We start from the raw sequence: 16,225 nt of genomic DNA on the forward strand, positions 1-16,225 counted from the left end.
CGTAGTCCGGGGGCCGGATTCCGGGGGATGAATCGCGTATCCGCTAGCGCGGGGTGAGGACGACCACGGGAATGTCCCGGTCGGTGCGCTTCTGGTAGCCGTCGTATCCGCTGTAGGCCTTCGTGATCTGCGGCCAGAGCCGGGCCTTCTCATCGGGCGTCGCGGCCTTCGCGGTCCACGGGCTGGTGACCTCGTCGACGGTGACCTCCACGTCGGGATTGGCGGCCAGGTTCTTGAACCAGTCCGGGTTGTCGGAGTGACCGCCCTTGGACGCGACCACGACGATGCGATCCGTGCCGTAGATCGGCGCGGTGAGCATCGTCGAGCGGCGCTGGCCGGACTTGCGGCCGATCGTGTGCAGCTCGAGCGTCTGCATACCGAGGACGCGCTTGGGGAACCGCCCGCCCGTGAGTGCGAGCAGGGCGCGGTGGCCGTTCTCCAGCCCCCAGGCTCCGAGCTCCGTGACCTTGTCGGAAAGACTCATGCGCCCATCATGCCCGGCGCGCGGCCGGGCCGCCCGCCCACGGCTCCCGTACCGTCGGGGCATGAGCCTCCGATCCGTGCAGATCGTCCTCTTCGACGGCTTCGAGCTGCTCGACGTCTTCGGACCCGTCGAACTGTTCGGTCTCCTCCCGGAGCACTTCGCGGTGAGCTTCCTCGCGCCGGACCACGCGCCGGTGCGCAGCTCCCAGGGAGTCACGGTCAACGCGGACCACACCTACGCCTCGGCGCCCGCGCCGGACATCATCCTCGTACCCGGCGGCCTCGCTACCCGCGAGATCATCACCGACGCCGCGTTCCTCGGCTGGCTGAGCGAGCACGGTGGGTCCGCCGCGCTGGCCACCTCCGTCTGCACCGGCTCCGCACTGCTGGCCGCCGCGGGCCTCCTCGACGGCTATCGGGCCACGTCGAACAAGATGGCCTTCCGCTGGGCGGAGACCTTCGGCGACGCCGTGGACTGGGTCCCCCACGCCCGATGGGTGGAGGACCGCGATCGCTGGACCTCGTCCGGCGTCGCCGCGGGCATGGACATGACCGTCGCCCTGATCAGGTCGCTGCACGGCGATGCACCGGCGGAGGCCGCCGCGACCATGGCCGAACTCGACTACCGGACCGACCCCGATACCGATCCGTTCGCCGTCGTCCACGGTCTATGAGGGGCGGCGGTGCGCCGCGGCACCGGTGAGTCCCGCGGCGACGCTCGGGTGCAGCGCGATCGAGTGGTCGTAGAAGTCGTCGGTCATCGGCAGGTATGGGATGGGTTCCTCCACATCGACGGTGCCGAGCCGTTCGGCCAGCGCCGCGCCGAGCCTGTGGACCTCCTCGGCATCGATGCCGTGCACGTCGGTGATCAGGTGCGGCGCGAGCGCTGCCATGCCGGTGTACCAGAAGGTGCCGTGCAGGAGCGTCCAGAACAGGTCCTCCACATCGCCGCTGATCCCCCGCGGCGAGATGGATCCGGCCCGGTCGCCGGCGGTGACGACGGCCAGTGCGCGACGGCCGGCCAATCCCCCGTCGCCGTACTTGCGGTTGCGGCCCGACGTGGGATCCGGCACGTCGTAGGCGAAGCCCCGCTCGAAGACCCGGTCGATCCAGCCCTTGAGCATCGCCGGCGGCCCGTACCACCAGAGCGGGAACTGCAGCACCACCAGATCGGCGGCGAGGAGCCTACGCTGTTCGGCGCGGACGTCCGCACCCCCTTCTTCGACGAGGACGGGGTCGAAGCCCTCGGCGTACAGGTCCGCGACGTCGACCGACCATCCGTCGGCGCGCAGGCGGGCCACGCCGACGTCGCGCAGCGTCGCGGTCAGCGAATCCGATCGGGGGTGCGCCGACACCCAGAGTGCGTTCCTGCTTTCGCCTCGTTCACCCATGGAGGGAACAACCACGCACGAGGGAACAGGATTCCGTGCCGGCGAGGAGCCGGAGTCCTGGAAACCAGAAAGTCCCGAGACACTGTGTGTCTCGGGACTTTCCAGTCGGGCTGACAGGATTTGAACCTGCGACCACTTGACCCCCAGTCAAGTGCGCTACCAAGCTGCGCCACAGCCCGTGGCCGCTCTCGCGGTGCTGTAGGAGATTACCCCATGCGTCGCGCGGAGGAGAAATCGCCTGCCCACGCGCCCGAAGGAGGGCGTTCGCACGGGGCAATGCCCGCACGTCGATGCGAACACGGCGCGCATCGTGCGCCCGACCGGACATCACGCCTGTTCGCAGCAGTACATGCGCGCTACAGTGGCGGGTATGAAGCGCGCTCTCCTGGCGTCGGCGATGGTCGTCGGCGCGTGCATCGTCGCGGTGCCCGCGGCGGCGGAGCCCGCGGTCGACGCCGATCCCTACCGCTCGGACGGCGGCGACTACGCGTTCACGTACCTGTACGACGGCAGCAAGCGCGCCTGCACGATCCAGTCGGACTCGGCCACGCTGCGCTGCGGCGTCTCCGCCCCCGCCGGTACCCGGATCACCGTGAAGAACCGCAGCGTGCGACCCGAGGCCATCGAGGTGACCTCCCGCGGCTGGCGCTACCTCGACAAACTGACGCTCCAGGAACGCCCGCGCACGCTGCCGGAGGGTGCGCGCCTGTCGGTGCACGGCGTCTCGTGCACCGCACTCAAGGACGGCGGTCTGACGTGCGCGGTCGATGCGGCCGGATTCACTCAGGCCGACGGACGTCTCCGCCCGAAAGGCACCAGGCTCGGCTAACCGACGAGCTTCGCCCGCAGTCGCTCGATCACCACGTCGTCGATGCCGAGCCCCGTGCGGACGTAACCGTCGAAATCGCCGTACCGGGCATCGGCCGCGTCGAAGGCCGCGGTCAGCGCCTCGGGGAAGACGCCGGCGAGCACCCTGGCCGCCTCCCCGATCGCCTCGCCCCGCTCGGCGGCCGCGCCGGCGGCGATCTTGTCGATCACGCCGGCCGAGTACTGATTGGTGAGCAGGTAGTCGTCCATCACGTCGTCGGAGGAGACACCGAGGATCCGCTGCACGATCGCCGCGGCCCACCCCGTGCGGTCCTTGCCCGCGCTGCAGTGGAAGAGCTGGGCGCGCTCCTCATCGGCGACGGCCCGCACCAGCGCCGCGAACTGGGCGCGGGCGTTCTCCTCGGTGACGAACATGCGGTAGACGTCCGTGAGCAGGTCCTTGGCGCGGGCCGCGTCCGCGAGGGAGCGCGGGTCCAGCGCCCCGAGCTCGACGTCGTCGCCGATCACGTTCAGGCGCACGTACCGCGCACCGTCGGGCACGACATCCGGCTTCGGCGTGACCTCCGCCGTCATCCGGAGATCGAAGACGTCCGCGAGGCGGGCGTCCGCGAGACGGGCCGGATCGATCGAATCGGCGTCGAGGACACTGGAGCGGAACAGCAGGCCCCGCCGCATCCGACCACCGTCGGCCGCATAGCCGTCCACACCTGCCACGTCGCGGAAATTGTGCACGGGCCGAGCCTAATCGACGGGTTCGCGCGCGGGACGCGGACGGCTCCTCCGAACGCGCTCAGGCCAGCCGGTCGAGGCGACGATGCGCGCACGCGGCCGGCCACCAGTCGTGGGCGCCGGGGGTCGCGAGGCCGTGCGGGAGCGTGAGCGCGAGCGCGATCGGGGCGTCCACGGGCACGTCGACGGGGACCTCCACACGGGCGGCGAGGCGGGCACCGTCGACCCCACGGACCAGGAGCTGTCGCATCCGGGCCCCGGCCAGGCGCGCGCCCGGCCACGCCACGTCGGCGAGGCTCGCGTGCAGCGGGAGGCGCCCCGCGACGTCGCACAGGACGACGGGACCCGACCGCACCAGCCGGCTGATGCGGCTCACGACCACCGGGTAGGCCGACGGTGCGCCGTCGGCCAGGTCGGCCGCCGGGGTCCCCGCTATGAGGACGTCATCGCCGTCCATCGCGGTGCCCTCGGGCCAGATCGTGGGGTCGAAGGACCGGGCGACGCCGGCGCGGGCGAGTGAGGGCAGAACGTCCATCAGAGTCACGCCTACTGGTCTACGTGGACACGGACACCGGTGGAAGACCCCGCACCGTCAAGGTCGCGCTAAGACCGTCAGACGCCCACCTCGGCGCACGGCAGAACGCCCGCCTTGACCGCGGCCTGCACTGCGGCGTAGTCCTTTTCGTTCTGATCGGCGTAGGCGGCGGCGAACCCGCCGATCGCCTCGTCGAACTCGGTGGACTTGCCCATGTAGGCCGCCGCGACGGCCGCTCCGGGCGACTGCGAGTGCGCTCGGGCGAGCACGCCGGCGCACGCCTGGCCGTAGCGCTCGAACTGATCGTGCGTGAGAAGTTCGGGGGCGACCGAGCCCTTCATGTCGCGGAACTGACGCCAGTAGAAGTCCCGGCCCTGCACCGTCGGCGTGTAGCCGAGGAAGGAGTCCGACTGGGCCTGGAGGATCTGCTGACCGGCCACCACCCGCCAGGCCTGAGCCCCACTCGACGGCGCGCGCGGCGGCATCGCCGACGGGCCGCGCCTGCCGTACGTCTGCAGGACGGACTGCGTGGCCTCCTTCACCTGGAGGAAGAGCGTCTCGGTGGTGCCGCCGGGGACGTCCCGGCCCAGCAGGACGATGAAGCAGCGGGTGCCGACACTGCCCACCCCGACGACCCGCAGCGCCCAGTCGAGCACCCTGAACTGCCCGAGCAGGGCGGCGGCGTCGGCGCGGATGCTGTCGAGGTAGCGCTCGTACAGACCCTCGAAGCCCTCGACGAGCTTCGGCGGTGCGGGCACCAGCGTGGGCGGGTCGGCCACGATGTGCGGCTCGCCGTCGGCATCGGCTGCGGTGATCTTCTCGACCATGCGCGCCGACGTGCGTTTGCGCGCCTTCTTGGCGGTCTGCTCGATCAGCTCCTTGAGCGGCTGATCCGCGGCGGCCTGCGCGGTCAGCTGGTCGACGTCGACGGACAGGTAGTAGCGGTCCACGGCGCCCTGCTCCACCAGCCGAGCGAGCACGGTGCGGTACGTGCCGGCAGCGCCCACCACGGCACTGCGAGCCTGGTCCTCGGAGTAGCCGTTCTCGCGGGCCGCGATCATCACGCTCGCCGCGAGGCGCTTGACGTCCCACTCCCAGGGAGCGTTGCCGGCCTCATCGAAGTCGTTGACGTCGAAGAGCTGCCGACGCTCCGGCGAGGCGAACAGACCGAAGTTGGAGATGTGCGCGTCACCGCAGCTCATGACGGTGACACCGGTATCGGCCTCACCGGCGAGGTCGTGCGCCATCAGAGCCGCACCGCCGCGGTAGAAGGAGAACGGCGAGTGCAGCATGCGCGCGATGCGCACGGGGACCAGCTCCTGGATGCGGGTGCTGTTCTGTTCGCGGATGATGCCGACGGGATCACGCCCGTCCGAGGTGAACGCCGATTGGGCGGACCGGGCGACCTTCTTGCGAAGATCCTTGCCGTTCGGAACATCTGCAGTCATGGTGGGAAATGCTAGTCCCGCACAGCCCCGTGCAGGCGGTTTCCCAGTCGCAAAACCGACACCGAACGACGATTAGGCCACCCTAATTTGCAAGGCGTACGGTGGAGAGCGTGACTGAACCGCGTACCGATACCCCCACACGCCGTCCGCGTCCGACGTACGAGGCCACCGTCGTGCGCACCGAATCGATCGGCGCCCACCTGGTGCGCGTCGTCGCCGAGGGCGAATCGCTCGCCGACTTCGGCGATCCCTCCGGGAACGGCCTCCCCAGCACCGACGCGTACGTCAAGCTGGCCTTCGGCGAATCGAAGCGCACCTACACCGTGCGCTCCTTCGACCGTGCCGCCCGCAGGATCGCGATCGACTTCGTGGTCCACGGCGACGAAGGACTGGCCGGCCCGTGGGCGCAGCGCGCCCAACCGGGCGACACCCTCAGCATCATGGGTCCGGGCGGCGCCTACACCCCCGACCCGGACGCCGCATGGCACCTCCTCGCCGGCGACCTCTCCGCAGCGCCGGCGATCGCCTCCGCGCTCGAGGCGCTCCCCGACGATGCACGCGGGGCCGCGATCATCGAGGTCGAGACCGACGGTGACCGCATCGACCTGACCGCACCGTCGGGCGTCGACGTGCGGTGGGCCGTCAACCCGGACACGGCGGACGTCGACTTCCTCGCCCGCCAGGTCGCCGTCGCGGACTGGCCCGCGGACCGCGCCACCGCTCACGTCTTCGCCCACGGCGAGCGCGAATCGATCAAGGCGATCCGCAAGGTCCTGCGCGAACTCGAGGTACCGCGCGAGCGCATCTCGATCTCCGGCTACTGGGCGCGCGGTCGCGCGGAGGACACCTTCCAGGCGGAGAAACGCGAGGCGATCGGACAGATCGACTGACGACTCCGGGCGGCCCGAGAACGCCGCGAGTGGCTGCCGTCACACTGCGCGTCGACACGTGAGTGTGCGCACAAACAGCCCTGCCGGAGCACTGATTTCAGACAACTACGGATAATTTGTCTATTCGTGGATCTCGCACCGGTGCCCGGCTTCTCCCCGACACACGCCCAGCTGCGTCGTCGGGGTGTGGCGTTCACTCTCTGCATGGTGCTGATCGGCCTCCTGGTCTGGGGCGTGCAGGCACTGCGCCCGCAGGACGTCTTCACCGTCACCCTCCGCACCCCGACGGTGGCCGCCGGCATCGTCGAGGGCGCGAAGGTGCGGATCCAGGGGGTCGAGGTCGGCACCGTCTCCGCGATCCGCGCCCTCGGCAACGCCCAGCAGGGCGTGACGCTGCGGATCGACGGCCCCCAGGGGCGCAGCCTCACCAACAACGTCGAGGCGGCCTTCTCCGCCGGTAACCTGTTCGGCGTCTCCGAGGTGATCCTGACGCCGCACGACGGTGGCGGCGCCCTGCAGAACGGCGCGGAGCTCGCCCCGACGCGACGGATCACCGACAACACGGTCTCCAACATGATCACCACGCTCGGCGACGTGAACGACGACGCCCTGCGCCCGCACATGAGCCAGGTCCTGCTGAACGTCGATTCGACGTCGAAGGCGATGCTGCCGCTGCTCACCGCGCTCGGCAGCGTCGCACAGGCGGTACAGGACACGCAGCGCCTGTCCACGGCCGAGACGTTCCCGACGGTGGTGGCCGCGGTCAAGGCGGCCGATCCCGCGCTCGGGGCGATGATTCCCGCGTTCAAGTCGGCACTCGATTTCGCGCCGCTGCACAACGGCGATTCGAAGCGGGTCATCGCGATGCTCGACGCCATCAACAACAAGCGCACGGGCTTCGCGGCAGCGCTGGAAGCGATCCTCACCCCGGAGGCGATCGAAGGCCTCAAGACCGCGTCGCCGATGCTGGTGAGCCTGCTCCAGCCCATCCTCGCGGCCTTCCCGAACGGCAGCGCCACCGGCGTGGGCATCCAGCTCGGACAGCTGATGGACAACGTGCGCAAGGCGATGCCGAACACCCCGAACGGCCCGGTGCTCAACCTGCGCCTGTCGGTCGACTACCCGGCCGTCGCCGCCGTCCTCCCGCCCGGCACTGACGCCGCGAAGCCGAGTGCGCCCGCGAAGCCCGGGGCTCCCGCGAAGCCGGCCACACCGTCGGCGCCCGCTTCGACCACCGCCGCGCCGCGCTGACGGCGTAGCCGTCCCCCACGCGGCGCCGATTCCCCCACCGCACGCCGGCTCTTCCCTGCCCGACGCCGCGCCTCCCCGACCGCGAGCACGAGCTGTAGGCCGCTATCAGGCCAGCGCGCGGTCCCGGGCGGGACGCACCTGCGCGAACAGGAACAGGCCGAGCGCCAGGACAACGATGATCCCGCCGATACCCGCCCGGTCGGTACCGAAGGCCCACACGAAGAGTCCGAACAGAGCGGGACCGAGGAACGAGGCGGCGCGCCCCGTGGTCTGGTACAGCCCGAACATCTGGCCCTCCCGGCCGGGCACCGTCATCCGGGCGAGCATGCTGCGCGCCGAGGACTGCGCCGGGCCCACGAAGACCGTGAGCATCAATCCGAAGATCCAGAACATCGTCTGCCCGTCCACGACGAGCAGCACCGTGCCCGCGATCAGCATCCCGACGAGGCACGTCACGATCACCGGCTTCGGACCGATCCGGTCGTCGAACCGGCCGGCGACCACCGCGCCCAGTGCGGCCACGACATTGGCCGCCACGCCGAAGATCAGCACCGTCGACGCGCTCATCCCGTAGACGCTGTGCGCGAGCACGGCGCCGAAGGTGAACGTCGCCGCGAGCCCGTCGCGGAAGACGGCGGACGAGACCAGGAACCACACCACGTTCCGGTCCTCGCGCCACAGTGACGAGATCGTCGCGAAGAGGTCTCGGTACGCACCCAGCACGCCGCGGTGAGGCGCGGCGGACGGATCCGCGGGCAACTCGGGCACCAGGAACAGCACGGGCAACGCGGATACCGCGAACCAGACCGCCGCGAAGAGCGCCACCAGACGGATGTTCAAGCCGCCCTCGGTGGGCACGTTCAGGAAGCCACGGGTCGGACCGTCGCCGGCGATGAAGCCGAAGTTGCAGACCAGCAGTAGCACGATGCCGCCGAAGTAGCCGCACGCCCAACCGATCCCGGAGACCCGGCCGATCGTCGCGGGCGTCGAGACCTGTCGCAGCATCGCGTAGTACGGGACGTTCGCCAGCTCGAACGCCGCAGTGCCCACGGCCAGCAGGACCAACCCGAGCCACAGGTACTGGTACTCGTCGCGCACGAAGAAGCAGCCCGCCGTGCAGACGGTCACCACCGCGCTCCACACGGCCAGGGAGAACTTGCGCCGCCCCGCCGCGTCGGAGCGCCCGCCGAGCACCGGTGCCGACAGGGCGACGACGATGCCCGCCGCCGCCATCGCCCACGACAGCCAGCTGGTGGCGCTGATCGACCCGGGCAGGTCCTCGCCGACGGCGCCGGTGAGGTACACGGTGAAGATGAACGTGGTCATCACCGCGTTGAACGCGGCGCTCCCCCAGTCCCACGTGCACCACGCCACCACCTGGCGGCGCGGGACGGGGGCGGCCGGTACCTCCACCGCCGTCATGGCGCTACTTCTTCGCGCGCTTCTCGCGGACCCGGACGTTCACCCGCACGGGCGAACCCTCGAAGCCGAACTCCTCGCGCAGCCGGCGCTCGAGGAACCGGCGATATCCCGCCTCCAGGAAGCCCGAGCTGAACAGGACGAAGGTCGGCGGCCGCGTGGCCGCCTGCGTCGCGAACAGCACCTTCGGCAGCTTCCCGCCGCGCAGGGGTGGCGGGGTCGCGGCCATGACCTCGCGCAGCCAGTTGTTGAGGCGGCCGGTCGGAATGCGCTTGTCCCAGGACTCGAGCGAGGTCTCGATGGCGGGCACGAGCTTCTGCAGTGCGCGGCCGGTCTGCGCCGAGATGTTCACCCGCAGCGCCCACGGGATCTGCACCAGCTCGCGGTCGATCTCCTTCTCCAGCTGGTATCGGCGGTCTTCGTCGACCAGGTCCCACTTGTTGTAGGCGATCACCAGCGCACGGCCCGACTCGATCACCATCGACAGCACCCGCAGGTCCTGCTCGGTGATCGGCTGCGAGGCGTCGATCAGCACGATCGCGACCTCGGCGGCCTCGATCGCGCCCTTGGTACGCAGCGAGGCGTAGAACTCGTGGCCACTGGCCTGGTTGACCTTCTTGCGCAGGCCGGCGGTGTCGATGAACTTCCACGTCTTCCCGCCGAGCTCGACGAGCGAGTCCACGGGATCGACGGTGGTGCCCGCGACGTTGTCCACGACGGACCGGTTCTCGCCGGTGAGCTTGTTGAGCAGCGAGCTCTTGCCCACGTTCGGCTTGCCGATCAGCGCGATGCGGCGCGGGCCCGTGCCGCCGGTGCCCTCGCGGGGCGTCTCCGGCAGCTTCTCCAGGATGACGTCCAGCAGGTCGCCCGTTCCGCGGCCGTGCGCGGCCGAGATGGTGTGCGGCTCACCGAGCCCCAGCGACCACAGCGACGCGGCCTCGGCCTCGGTGCGCTGATCGTCGACCTTGTTCGCCGCCAGGATGACGGGGGCCTTCGACCGGCGCAGCACGCGGGCGACGGCCTCGTCGGTCGCGGTGGCGCCCACGGTGGCGTCGACGACCACGACGATCGCGTCGGCGGTGCGCATGGCGACCTCCGCCTGCGCGGCGATCGACTGCTGCATGCCCTTGGCGTCCGGCTCCCAGCCGCCGGTGTCCTGCACCAGGAACCGTCGGCCGGCCCAGTTGGCCTCGTAGCTGATCCGGTCACGGGTCACGCCGGGGATGTCCTCCACGACGGCCTCGCGCCGGCCCAGGATCCTGTTGACCAGCGTGGACTTGCCCACGTTGGGGCGCCCGACGATGGCGACGGTCGGCAGCTTCGCGGCCACCTGCGCGGCCTCCGCCTCGAGGTCGCTGAAATCGCCCTCGTACTCGGCGAAGTCGCCCTCGTCCTCCCACACACCGTCGTCGCCGGCGTACTCGAACTCGTTGTCACTCATCGTGCGGTCTCCTTCAGCACGCGGTCGGCCACCTCGGCCACCGCGGCGACGGTCTCGTCCAGGTTCATCTCCGACGAGTCCAGCTCGATCGCGTCGTCGGCCGGCCGCAGCGGGGAGACCTTCCGCGTCGAATCCAGCCCGTCGCGGCGCTGCACCGAGGCCAGCACCGTCTCGTACTCGCTGGGCAGGCCCAGCTCCAGGTTCTGCGCGTGCCGGCGCCGCGCTCGCGCCTCCGCCGACGCGGTCAGGTAGATCTTCACCGGCGCGTCGGGAAAGACGACGGTGCCGATGTCCCGGCCCTCCACCACGATCGGCGAATCGTCGTCGGCCGCGATGGCCCGCTGGTACTCCACGAGCTGCTCGCGCACCTCGGGCACCGCGGAGACGGCCGAGACCGCGGCGGTCACGTCGTCCTCGCGGATGCGGCGGGTGACCGAGATCTCGTCGAGCTCGACCTGTTCGGACAGCGGATCGCAGCCCATCGCGAGCGGGAGGTCCGCGGTCGCGGCGGCGATCGCCGCCGGATCCGTGAGATCCACCTCCTGATCGAGCGCCCACACCGTGGCGGCGCGGTACATCGCACCGGTGTCCAGATAGCGCGCGCCGAGGTTCTCGGCGATGCGCCGGGCCACCGTCGACTTGCCGGTCCCCGAGGGGCCGTCCATGGCGATCACGAGGGTCACAGTCCCACCGCCTTGTAGAGCGCCGTCACGTCGTCACGGCCGAGCACCCGCAGGGAACCCGGACGCTGATCGCCCAGCGCCACGGACCCGACGTGGGTGCGCACCAGACGCTCGACGGGATGCCCGACCTCGGCCAGCAGCCGCCGGACGATGTGCTTGCGGCCCTCGTGCAGCACGATCCGCACCATCGACCGCCCCTCGGACGCCTCCAGCACCGAGAACTTGTCGGCCTTCACGGGGCCGTCCTCGAGCTCGACGCCGCCCCGAAGCGTATTGCCGAGGCGCCGCGGCACCTCGCCCTGCACCCACGCGAGGTAGGTCTTGGGCACCTCGTAGGAGGGGTGCATGAGCCGGTGCGCGAGCTCGCCGTCGTTGGTGACCAGCAGCAGGCCCTCGGTGTCGGCGTCGAGGCGACCGACGTGGAAGAGGCGCTGACCGGCGGCGACGCGCTCGGCGACGATGTCGCCCACGCAGGGCCGGCCCATGTCGTCGCTCATCGTCGACTGCCAGCCGCGGGGCTTGTTCAGCGCGAGGTGCACCAGGTTCTCGTTGACCACGACGCGCACGCCGTCCACACGGACCACCGCGACGTTCGGGTCGACGCGGCGGCCCTGCTCCATCACGATCTCGCCGTCGACCTCGACGCGGCCGTCGGCGATCATCTCCTCGGCGACGCGGCGCGAGGCGACACCCGACTGCGCGAGCACCTTCTGCAGGCGGATGCCCTCGCCCTCGGGGCCGGTCGCGGCGCCGGTGCCGGGCACGCCGTCCGACGGTGCGCGGTCCGCCTTCCGGGCCGCGACGTTCTGGGTGCGGGCGGGCTTGGCGTTCGACAGCCGCGGGACGCCACCCTGTTTCGACGGCTGCTTGGGCTTGCTGGTTCGATTTCTGTCCGGTGTGCCATCACGGCGAGCGGGTCTGTTCATGATCCCTCCATGATCGCAGGTCGCGGCCGAAAGCGGTATTCGTCAGCGCGGCGCGGCGCGGGCCGCGCTCAGCGGCCGGTTCCTGCGCCCCATGAACAGCACCGTCGCGCCCACCGAGGTGATCACGATGGTGCTCACGAGCCCGCCCTTGGGCGGGAAGAACAGCGGGTCGCCGCCGTCCTTGCCGCCGGTCAGCTCGTCGAGCCCGCTCATCATCATCGCGGGGAAGATCCACACCAGGATCGACAGGACCGCCGCGAGCCCGAGCAGTCCGCTCGCGATCGCGCGGCCGCGGGTGGCGAAGGCCGGACGCGCCGTGGCGACGATCACCAGGATCAGCGCGGCGATCGCCAGCCCGGCGGTGGCGTAGCCCCAGGGGATCACGCCGTCGGTGGTGGCGCCCTGGACCGGATCGGCGCCGGTGAGGACGGTCCGGCCGGTGCCGGTGAAACCGTAGGGCACGCCGACCCGCCCGATGGTCAGCCCGAACCACGTCGCGGTCGCGGCCCACCCGGTGAGGCCCGCCGCGACCCCGGTGAGCACCAGCGGCCACCAGCGGCGCACCGTCGGGCCGACGGAGCCGAGCGGGAAGGCTTCGCGGAGGACGTCGGAGAGATCAGGCATCGGGATCGAATCCGATCACGTCGGCGCTCTTGCGGCCGAGCTTCGCGAACCGCGGCTCCTCGTCGAGGTGGGAGCTGAGGTCCTCGATGACGTCGACCTCGGGCAGCAGCGGCGCCAGGGGCGGCAGCTCGTCGAGCGAGCCGAGGCCGAGGCGCTCGAGGAACAGCTCGGTGGTCGCGTAGGTCGTGGCGCCGGAGTCGGTTCCGGCCTCGGCGATCAGGCCGCGGGCGGCGAGCGTGCGCATCACGCCGTCGACGTTGACACCGCGGACCGCGCTCACCTGGGAGCGGCTCACGGGCTGCTTGTAGGCGATCACCGCGAGGGTCTCCAACGCGGCACGGGTCAGCTTGGAGCGCACCCCGTCGAGCAGCAGCCGCTCGACGTAGGGCGCGTACTCGGTGCGGCTGTAGAGCCGCCAGCCCTCCGCGGACTCGCGCAGCTCCATGCCGGAACGCCGCGCGGACAGCTCGCCCGCCCAGGCACGCAGATCGGCGGTGATGCGCTCCTCCGGCTCCTCCAGCGCGGAACCGAGCTGCTCCGCTGTCGCCGGCGCGTCCACGACCAGCAGCAGCGCCTCGAGCGCCGACCTCAGCTCGTCGGGCTCCATGCCCTCGACCAGGGCGAAGTCCTCGGGTGCTTCGCTCATTCGTCCTCCTCGAGAGGGGTGTCGTCGTACTCGTCGCGGGTGCCCCCGACCACGAGATTCTCGTTCTCGCCCGACCAGCGCACCTTGAGATCGCCGAGCGCCTCGGGCTGGTCGAAGAGCACCGCGCGCTCGCGGTACAGCTCCAGCAGCGCGAGGAACCGGGCGATCACCGCGATCCCGGAGTCGCAGTCCGCGACGAGCTCGGCGAACCCGGACCAGTGGTCGGGGCGCTCCCGCAGCCGGGACGCGATGAGCCGGGCCTGCTCCGGCACGGAGACCTTCGGCACGTGCAGGTGTCCGAGGCCGACCGTCGGCTTGACCTTGGGGGTGAACGCCGCCGCGGCGATCAGCGCGAACTGCTCGGGAGTCACGCCCAACTGCACCGGCGGCACGAGGTCCTCGAAGCGGGCCTCGAGGCCGACGGCCCGGGGGTAGCGACGGTTCGCCTTCGCTTCCAGCTGGGCCATCAGCTCGGCCACCTGCTTGTAGGCGCGGTACTGCAGCAGCCGGGCGAAGAGCAGATCGCGGGCCTCGAGCAGCGCGAGGTCCTCGTCGTCCTCGACCTCGCCCGCGGGCAGCAGCCGCGCGGCCTTGAGATCGAGCAGCGTCGCCGCCACGACGAGGAACTCGGTGGTCTGGTCGAGGTCCGCCTCCGCGCCGAGCTGCTTGGTGTAGGCGATGAACTCGTCGGTCACCACGTGCAACGCCACCTCGGTGACGTCCAGGCGGCGTCCGCCGATCAGCTGCAGGAGCAGGTCGAAGGGGCCCTCGAAGTTGACGAGCTTCACCGTGAAGCCCGACGGTGCCTCCTCCGCACTCGCCGCCTCGGGCGCGGGTTCGAACGGTTCGACGGTGTCGATCGGCTCGGCGGGTCCGGTCTGCGTGGGAGTCACTTCTCCTGCGCGATCACCTCGCGCGCGAGGGCGCGATAGGCGTTGGCGCCGGACGACTTCGGCGCCCACGACGTGATCGGCTCGCCCGCGACGGAGGTCTCCGGGAAGCGCACGGTGCGCGAGATCACCGAGTGGTACACGGCGTCGCCGAAGACCTCGACGACGCGGGCCATCACGTCGCGCGAGTGCAGCGTGCGGGCGTCGAACATGGTGACCACGATGCCCGCGAGGTCGAGCCTCGGATTGAGCCGGTCCTTGACCTTGTCGACGGTGTCGGTGAGCAGCGCGAGGCCGCGCAACGCGAAGTACTCGCACTCCATGGGGATGAGCACCTGATCCGCGCAGGCGAGCGCGTTGACCGTCAGCAGCCCCAGCGAGGGCTGGCAGTCGATGAGGATGTAGTCGTAGCGGTCCAGCACCGGGTACAGGGCGCGGCCGAGCGTCTGCTCGCGGCCCACCTCGTTGACCAGCTGGATCTCGGCCGCCGAGAGGTCGATGTTCGACGGCAGCAGGTCGAGACCGTCGACCCGGGTGCGCAGCAGCACGTCGTCGGCGGAGATGCGCGACTCCATGAGCAGGTTGTGCACCGTGAGTTCCAGCTCGTGGTGCGCGACGCCGAGGCCGGCGGAGAGCGCGCCCTGCGGGTCGAGGTCGACGAGCAGCACACGACGGCCGTAGGAGGCCAGCGAGGCGCCGAGGTTGATGGTGGTCGTCGTCTTGCCGACGCCGCCCTTCTGGTTGCACACCGCGATGACCCGGGCGGGCCCGTGGGTGGTCTTCGGCGTGGGCTCCGGGAACTCGACGGGCGGCCTGCCCGTGGCGTCGAGGCCGTCCTCCGCCGTGGGCTTCGGGGCGTGGTGGTGCTCCAGCTCCCCCAGGTCCAGGCCCGGGTTCTCCGCATCGGGCGCTGACGCCACTGGCCCACCTCCTTCTTGCTCCGCCACCACCCTAATGCGCCCGCACGACTGCACGCCGCATCGGCACGCGGGTCACAGATCCACGACGCGCCGCAGCCCCGCGTCGATCGCGGTCATGACGCTGTCCGGCAGCTCGACTCCGGTGTCGCTGCCCTCCTGCGGCCCGCGTCAGCCCAGCGCCCGCGGATGCGCCTGGGCGTACACCTCGCGCAGCGCGCTGACGGTCACCAGCGTGTACACCTGCGTCGTCGTCACCGAGGCGTGACCGAGCAGTTCCTGTACGACGCGCACGTCGGCACCGCCCTCCAGCAGGTGCGTGGCGAAGGAGTGCCGCAACGTGTGCGGGGAAACGTGCGTCGTGGCGGTGTCGATCCCCGCCCGCTCAGCGGCCGCGGACAGCACCTGCCAGGCCGACTGGCGCGACAGGCGCCCGCCCCGGACGTTGAGGAAGAGCGCGGGGTTCGACCGCTTCACCAACGCGGGGCGCCCGCGCACGAGGTAGGCGTCCAGGGCCGCGAGCGCCGGGCGGCCGATCGGCACCACCCGCTGCTTGCCGCCCTTGCCCTGCAGCACCACGGACCGTGACTCGGCGTCGATGTCGTCGACGTCGAGGGCGGTCACCTCCGAGATCCGGGCGCCGCACGAGTACAGCAGCTCCAGCATCGCGCGATCGCGCAGGCGCGACGGGGTGTCGGCGTCCGAATCCCCGCCGGCCGCCTCGAGCAGGGCGATCACCTGATCGACGGGCAGCGCCTTCGGGAGCCGCTTCGCCGGCGCGGGCGGCCGCACGTCCCGCGCCACGTCGGCCGGCGTCATCCCCTCGGCCGCGGCGAACCGGTGCAGGCCGCGCACCGCGATCAGCGATCGGGCGGCGGAGCTCGCGGCCAGCGGACGATGCTCCCCGGAGCCGGATCGCAGGGCCACCAGGAAGCCGCTGACTTGCCCCTCGGTCACTGACGCCAGGTCGTCGACGCCGAGCCCCGCGAGGTACTCGCGGTACCGCGCGAGGTCGCGGCGGTAACTACTGAGCGTGTTCGCAGCGGCACCGCGCTCCACGGTGAGGTGGTCGACGTACGTGCGCAGCTGATCCTCGAGCCGACCCGCGGGCCGCACGACCGACA

General features: G+C 71.0%; 18 protein-coding genes and 1 tRNA gene. 4 read left to right on the plus strand and 15 right to left on the minus strand.

All coding sequences use genetic code 11. The features are described from left to right. Positions 1-43: 43 nt before the first annotated feature. Entirely contained in the window at positions 44-484 is a 441-nt protein-coding gene (locus FK268_RS21465) for a nitroreductase/quinone reductase family protein (protein WP_146437495.1), read from the minus strand. Positions 485-545: 61 nt separating this feature from the next. Between FK268_RS21465 and FK268_RS21470 the strand changes: the two genes are divergently transcribed. Next, the gene (locus FK268_RS21470; protein ID WP_146437496.1) at positions 546-1,157 is read left to right on the plus strand and encodes a DJ-1/PfpI family protein; all 612 of its coding nucleotides are present in this window, start codon (positions 546-548) and stop codon (positions 1,155-1,157) included. On the opposite strand, the gene FK268_RS21475 is transcribed toward FK268_RS21470, so the two are convergent. Together FK268_RS21475 and FK268_RS21480 are read right to left on the minus strand one after the other, a co-directional pair. After that, positions 1,152-1,838: an NAD(P)H-dependent oxidoreductase gene (locus FK268_RS21475; protein ID WP_231707205.1), complete on the minus strand. Its 687-nt coding sequence runs from the start codon at positions 1,836-1,838 to the stop codon at positions 1,152-1,154. The two genes, FK268_RS21470 and FK268_RS21475, sit on opposite strands and share 6 nt — an antisense overlap. Before the next feature lie 141 nt (positions 1,839-1,979). Further along, positions 1,980-2,053: transfer RNA gene (locus tag FK268_RS21480), tRNA-Pro, on the minus strand. 191 nt (positions 2,054-2,244) lie between these two features. On the opposite strand from FK268_RS21480, the gene FK268_RS21485 reads away from it, so the two are divergent. Then, a complete protein-coding gene (locus FK268_RS21485) occupies positions 2,245-2,703 on the plus strand; it encodes a hypothetical protein (protein ID WP_146437498.1) in 459 nt (152 codons plus the stop codon). Here the strand turns inward: FK268_RS21485 and FK268_RS21490 are convergent. From FK268_RS21490 to FK268_RS21500, 3 genes are all read right to left on the minus strand, one after another. Beyond that, positions 2,700-3,434: a tyrosine-protein phosphatase gene (locus FK268_RS21490; protein WP_146437499.1), complete on the minus strand. Its 735-nt coding sequence runs from the start codon at positions 3,432-3,434 to the stop codon at positions 2,700-2,702. The two genes, FK268_RS21485 and FK268_RS21490, sit on opposite strands and share 4 nt — an antisense overlap. A 58-nt stretch (positions 3,435-3,492) precedes the next feature. Then, on the minus strand, positions 3,493-3,966 hold the full coding sequence (locus tag FK268_RS21495; protein WP_146437500.1) for a hypothetical protein: 474 nt from the start codon (positions 3,964-3,966) through the stop codon (positions 3,493-3,495). 77 nt (positions 3,967-4,043) lie between these two features. Continuing rightward, positions 4,044-5,414, minus strand: coding sequence for a DUF2252 domain-containing protein (locus FK268_RS21500; protein ID WP_146437501.1), 1,371 nt, complete (start codon positions 5,412-5,414; stop codon positions 4,044-4,046). 110 nt (positions 5,415-5,524) lie between these two features. Between FK268_RS21500 and FK268_RS21505 the strand changes: the two genes are divergently transcribed. Both FK268_RS21505 and FK268_RS21510 read left to right on the plus strand, forming a co-directional pair. Beyond that, complete coding sequence (locus FK268_RS21505; RefSeq protein ID WP_146437502.1) at positions 5,525-6,304, plus strand: siderophore-interacting protein; 780 nt, start codon at positions 5,525-5,527, stop codon at positions 6,302-6,304. 126 nt (positions 6,305-6,430) lie between these two features. Further along, a complete protein-coding gene (locus FK268_RS21510) occupies positions 6,431-7,555 on the plus strand; it encodes an MlaD family protein (protein ID WP_146437503.1) in 1,125 nt (374 codons plus the stop codon). A gap of 105 nt (positions 7,556-7,660) precedes the next feature. On the opposite strand, the gene FK268_RS21515 is transcribed toward FK268_RS21510, so the two are convergent. The 9 genes from FK268_RS21515 to xerD all read right to left on the minus strand — a co-directional run bounded on the left by FK268_RS21515 (position 7,661) and on the right by xerD (position 16,217). Further along, the gene (locus tag FK268_RS21515; protein ID WP_146437504.1) at positions 7,661-8,977 is read right to left on the minus strand and encodes an MFS transporter; all 1,317 of its coding nucleotides are present in this window, start codon (positions 8,975-8,977) and stop codon (positions 7,661-7,663) included. A 4-nt stretch (positions 8,978-8,981) separates the two neighbouring features. Beyond that, positions 8,982-10,415 carry a ribosome biogenesis GTPase Der gene (der, locus tag FK268_RS21520; protein ID WP_146437505.1) on the minus strand — a complete coding sequence of 478 codons (1,434 nt, stop codon included), beginning with the start codon at positions 10,413-10,415 and terminating at the stop codon, positions 8,982-8,984. After that, on the minus strand, positions 10,412-11,080 hold the full coding sequence (gene cmk / locus FK268_RS21525; protein ID WP_146437520.1) for a (d)CMP kinase: 669 nt from the start codon (positions 11,078-11,080) through the stop codon (positions 10,412-10,414). The genes der and cmk overlap by 4 nt, the downstream gene beginning before the upstream one ends. A 14-nt stretch (positions 11,081-11,094) precedes the next feature. Further along, entirely contained in the window at positions 11,095-12,024 is a 930-nt protein-coding gene (locus tag FK268_RS21530) for a pseudouridine synthase (protein ID WP_146437506.1), read from the minus strand. Between the two features lie 42 nt (positions 12,025-12,066). Beyond that, positions 12,067-12,648, minus strand: a complete 582-nt coding sequence (locus tag FK268_RS21535) for a hypothetical protein (RefSeq protein WP_146437507.1) — start codon at positions 12,646-12,648, stop codon at positions 12,067-12,069. After that, positions 12,641-13,294 carry an SMC-Scp complex subunit ScpB gene (gene scpB, locus FK268_RS21540; protein WP_146437508.1) on the minus strand — a complete coding sequence of 218 codons (654 nt, stop codon included), beginning with the start codon at positions 13,292-13,294 and terminating at the stop codon, positions 12,641-12,643. The genes FK268_RS21535 and scpB overlap by 8 nt, the downstream gene beginning before the upstream one ends. Next, positions 13,291-14,187 carry a segregation and condensation protein A gene (locus FK268_RS25120; RefSeq protein ID WP_146437509.1) on the minus strand — a complete coding sequence of 299 codons (897 nt, stop codon included), beginning with the start codon at positions 14,185-14,187 and terminating at the stop codon, positions 13,291-13,293. Before FK268_RS25120 ends, scpB begins: the two co-directional genes overlap by 4 nt. Further along, the gene (locus tag FK268_RS21550; RefSeq protein WP_146437521.1) at positions 14,184-15,071 is read right to left on the minus strand and encodes a ParA family protein; all 888 of its coding nucleotides are present in this window, start codon (positions 15,069-15,071) and stop codon (positions 14,184-14,186) included. Before FK268_RS21550 ends, FK268_RS25120 begins: the two co-directional genes overlap by 4 nt. 201 nt (positions 15,072-15,272) lie before the next feature. Continuing rightward, a complete protein-coding gene (xerD, locus tag FK268_RS21555; RefSeq protein WP_146437522.1) occupies positions 15,273-16,217 on the minus strand; it encodes a site-specific tyrosine recombinase XerD in 945 nt (314 codons plus the stop codon). Positions 16,218-16,225 lie beyond the last annotated feature (8 nt).

The sequence above is a fragment of the Tsukamurella sputi genome (assembly GCF_007858445.1).
GTDB lineage: Bacteria > Actinomycetota > Actinomycetes > Mycobacteriales > Mycobacteriaceae > Tsukamurella > Tsukamurella sputi.

Coding starts and splice junctions, on each gene's coding strand:
- FK268_RS21470 (WP_146437496.1), top strand. CDS start 546: ATGAGCCTCCGATCCGTGCAGATCGTCCTCTTCGACGGCTTCGAGCTG.
- FK268_RS21515 (WP_146437504.1), bottom strand. CDS start 8,977: ATGACGGCGGTGGAGGTACCGGCCGCCCCCGTCCCGCGCCGCCAGGTG.
- cmk (WP_146437520.1), bottom strand. CDS start 11,080: ATGGACGGCCCCTCGGGGACCGGCAAGTCGACGGTGGCCCGGCGCATC.
- FK268_RS21495 (WP_146437500.1), bottom strand. CDS start 3,966: ATGGACGTTCTGCCCTCACTCGCCCGCGCCGGCGTCGCCCGGTCCTTC.
- FK268_RS21500 (WP_146437501.1), bottom strand. CDS start 5,414: ATGACTGCAGATGTTCCGAACGGCAAGGATCTTCGCAAGAAGGTCGCC.
- FK268_RS21530 (WP_146437506.1), bottom strand. CDS start 12,024: ATGAACAGACCCGCTCGCCGTGATGGCACACCGGACAGAAATCGAACC.
- FK268_RS21485 (WP_146437498.1), top strand. CDS start 2,245: ATGAAGCGCGCTCTCCTGGCGTCGGCGATGGTCGTCGGCGCGTGCATC.
- FK268_RS21465 (WP_146437495.1), bottom strand. CDS start 484: ATGAGTCTTTCCGACAAGGTCACGGAGCTCGGAGCCTGGGGGCTGGAG.
- FK268_RS21535 (WP_146437507.1), bottom strand. CDS start 12,648: ATGCCTGATCTCTCCGACGTCCTCCGCGAAGCCTTCCCGCTCGGCTCC.
- scpB (WP_146437508.1), bottom strand. CDS start 13,294: ATGAGCGAAGCACCCGAGGACTTCGCCCTGGTCGAGGGCATGGAGCCC.
- der (WP_146437505.1), bottom strand. CDS start 10,415: ATGAGTGACAACGAGTTCGAGTACGCCGGCGACGACGGTGTGTGGGAG.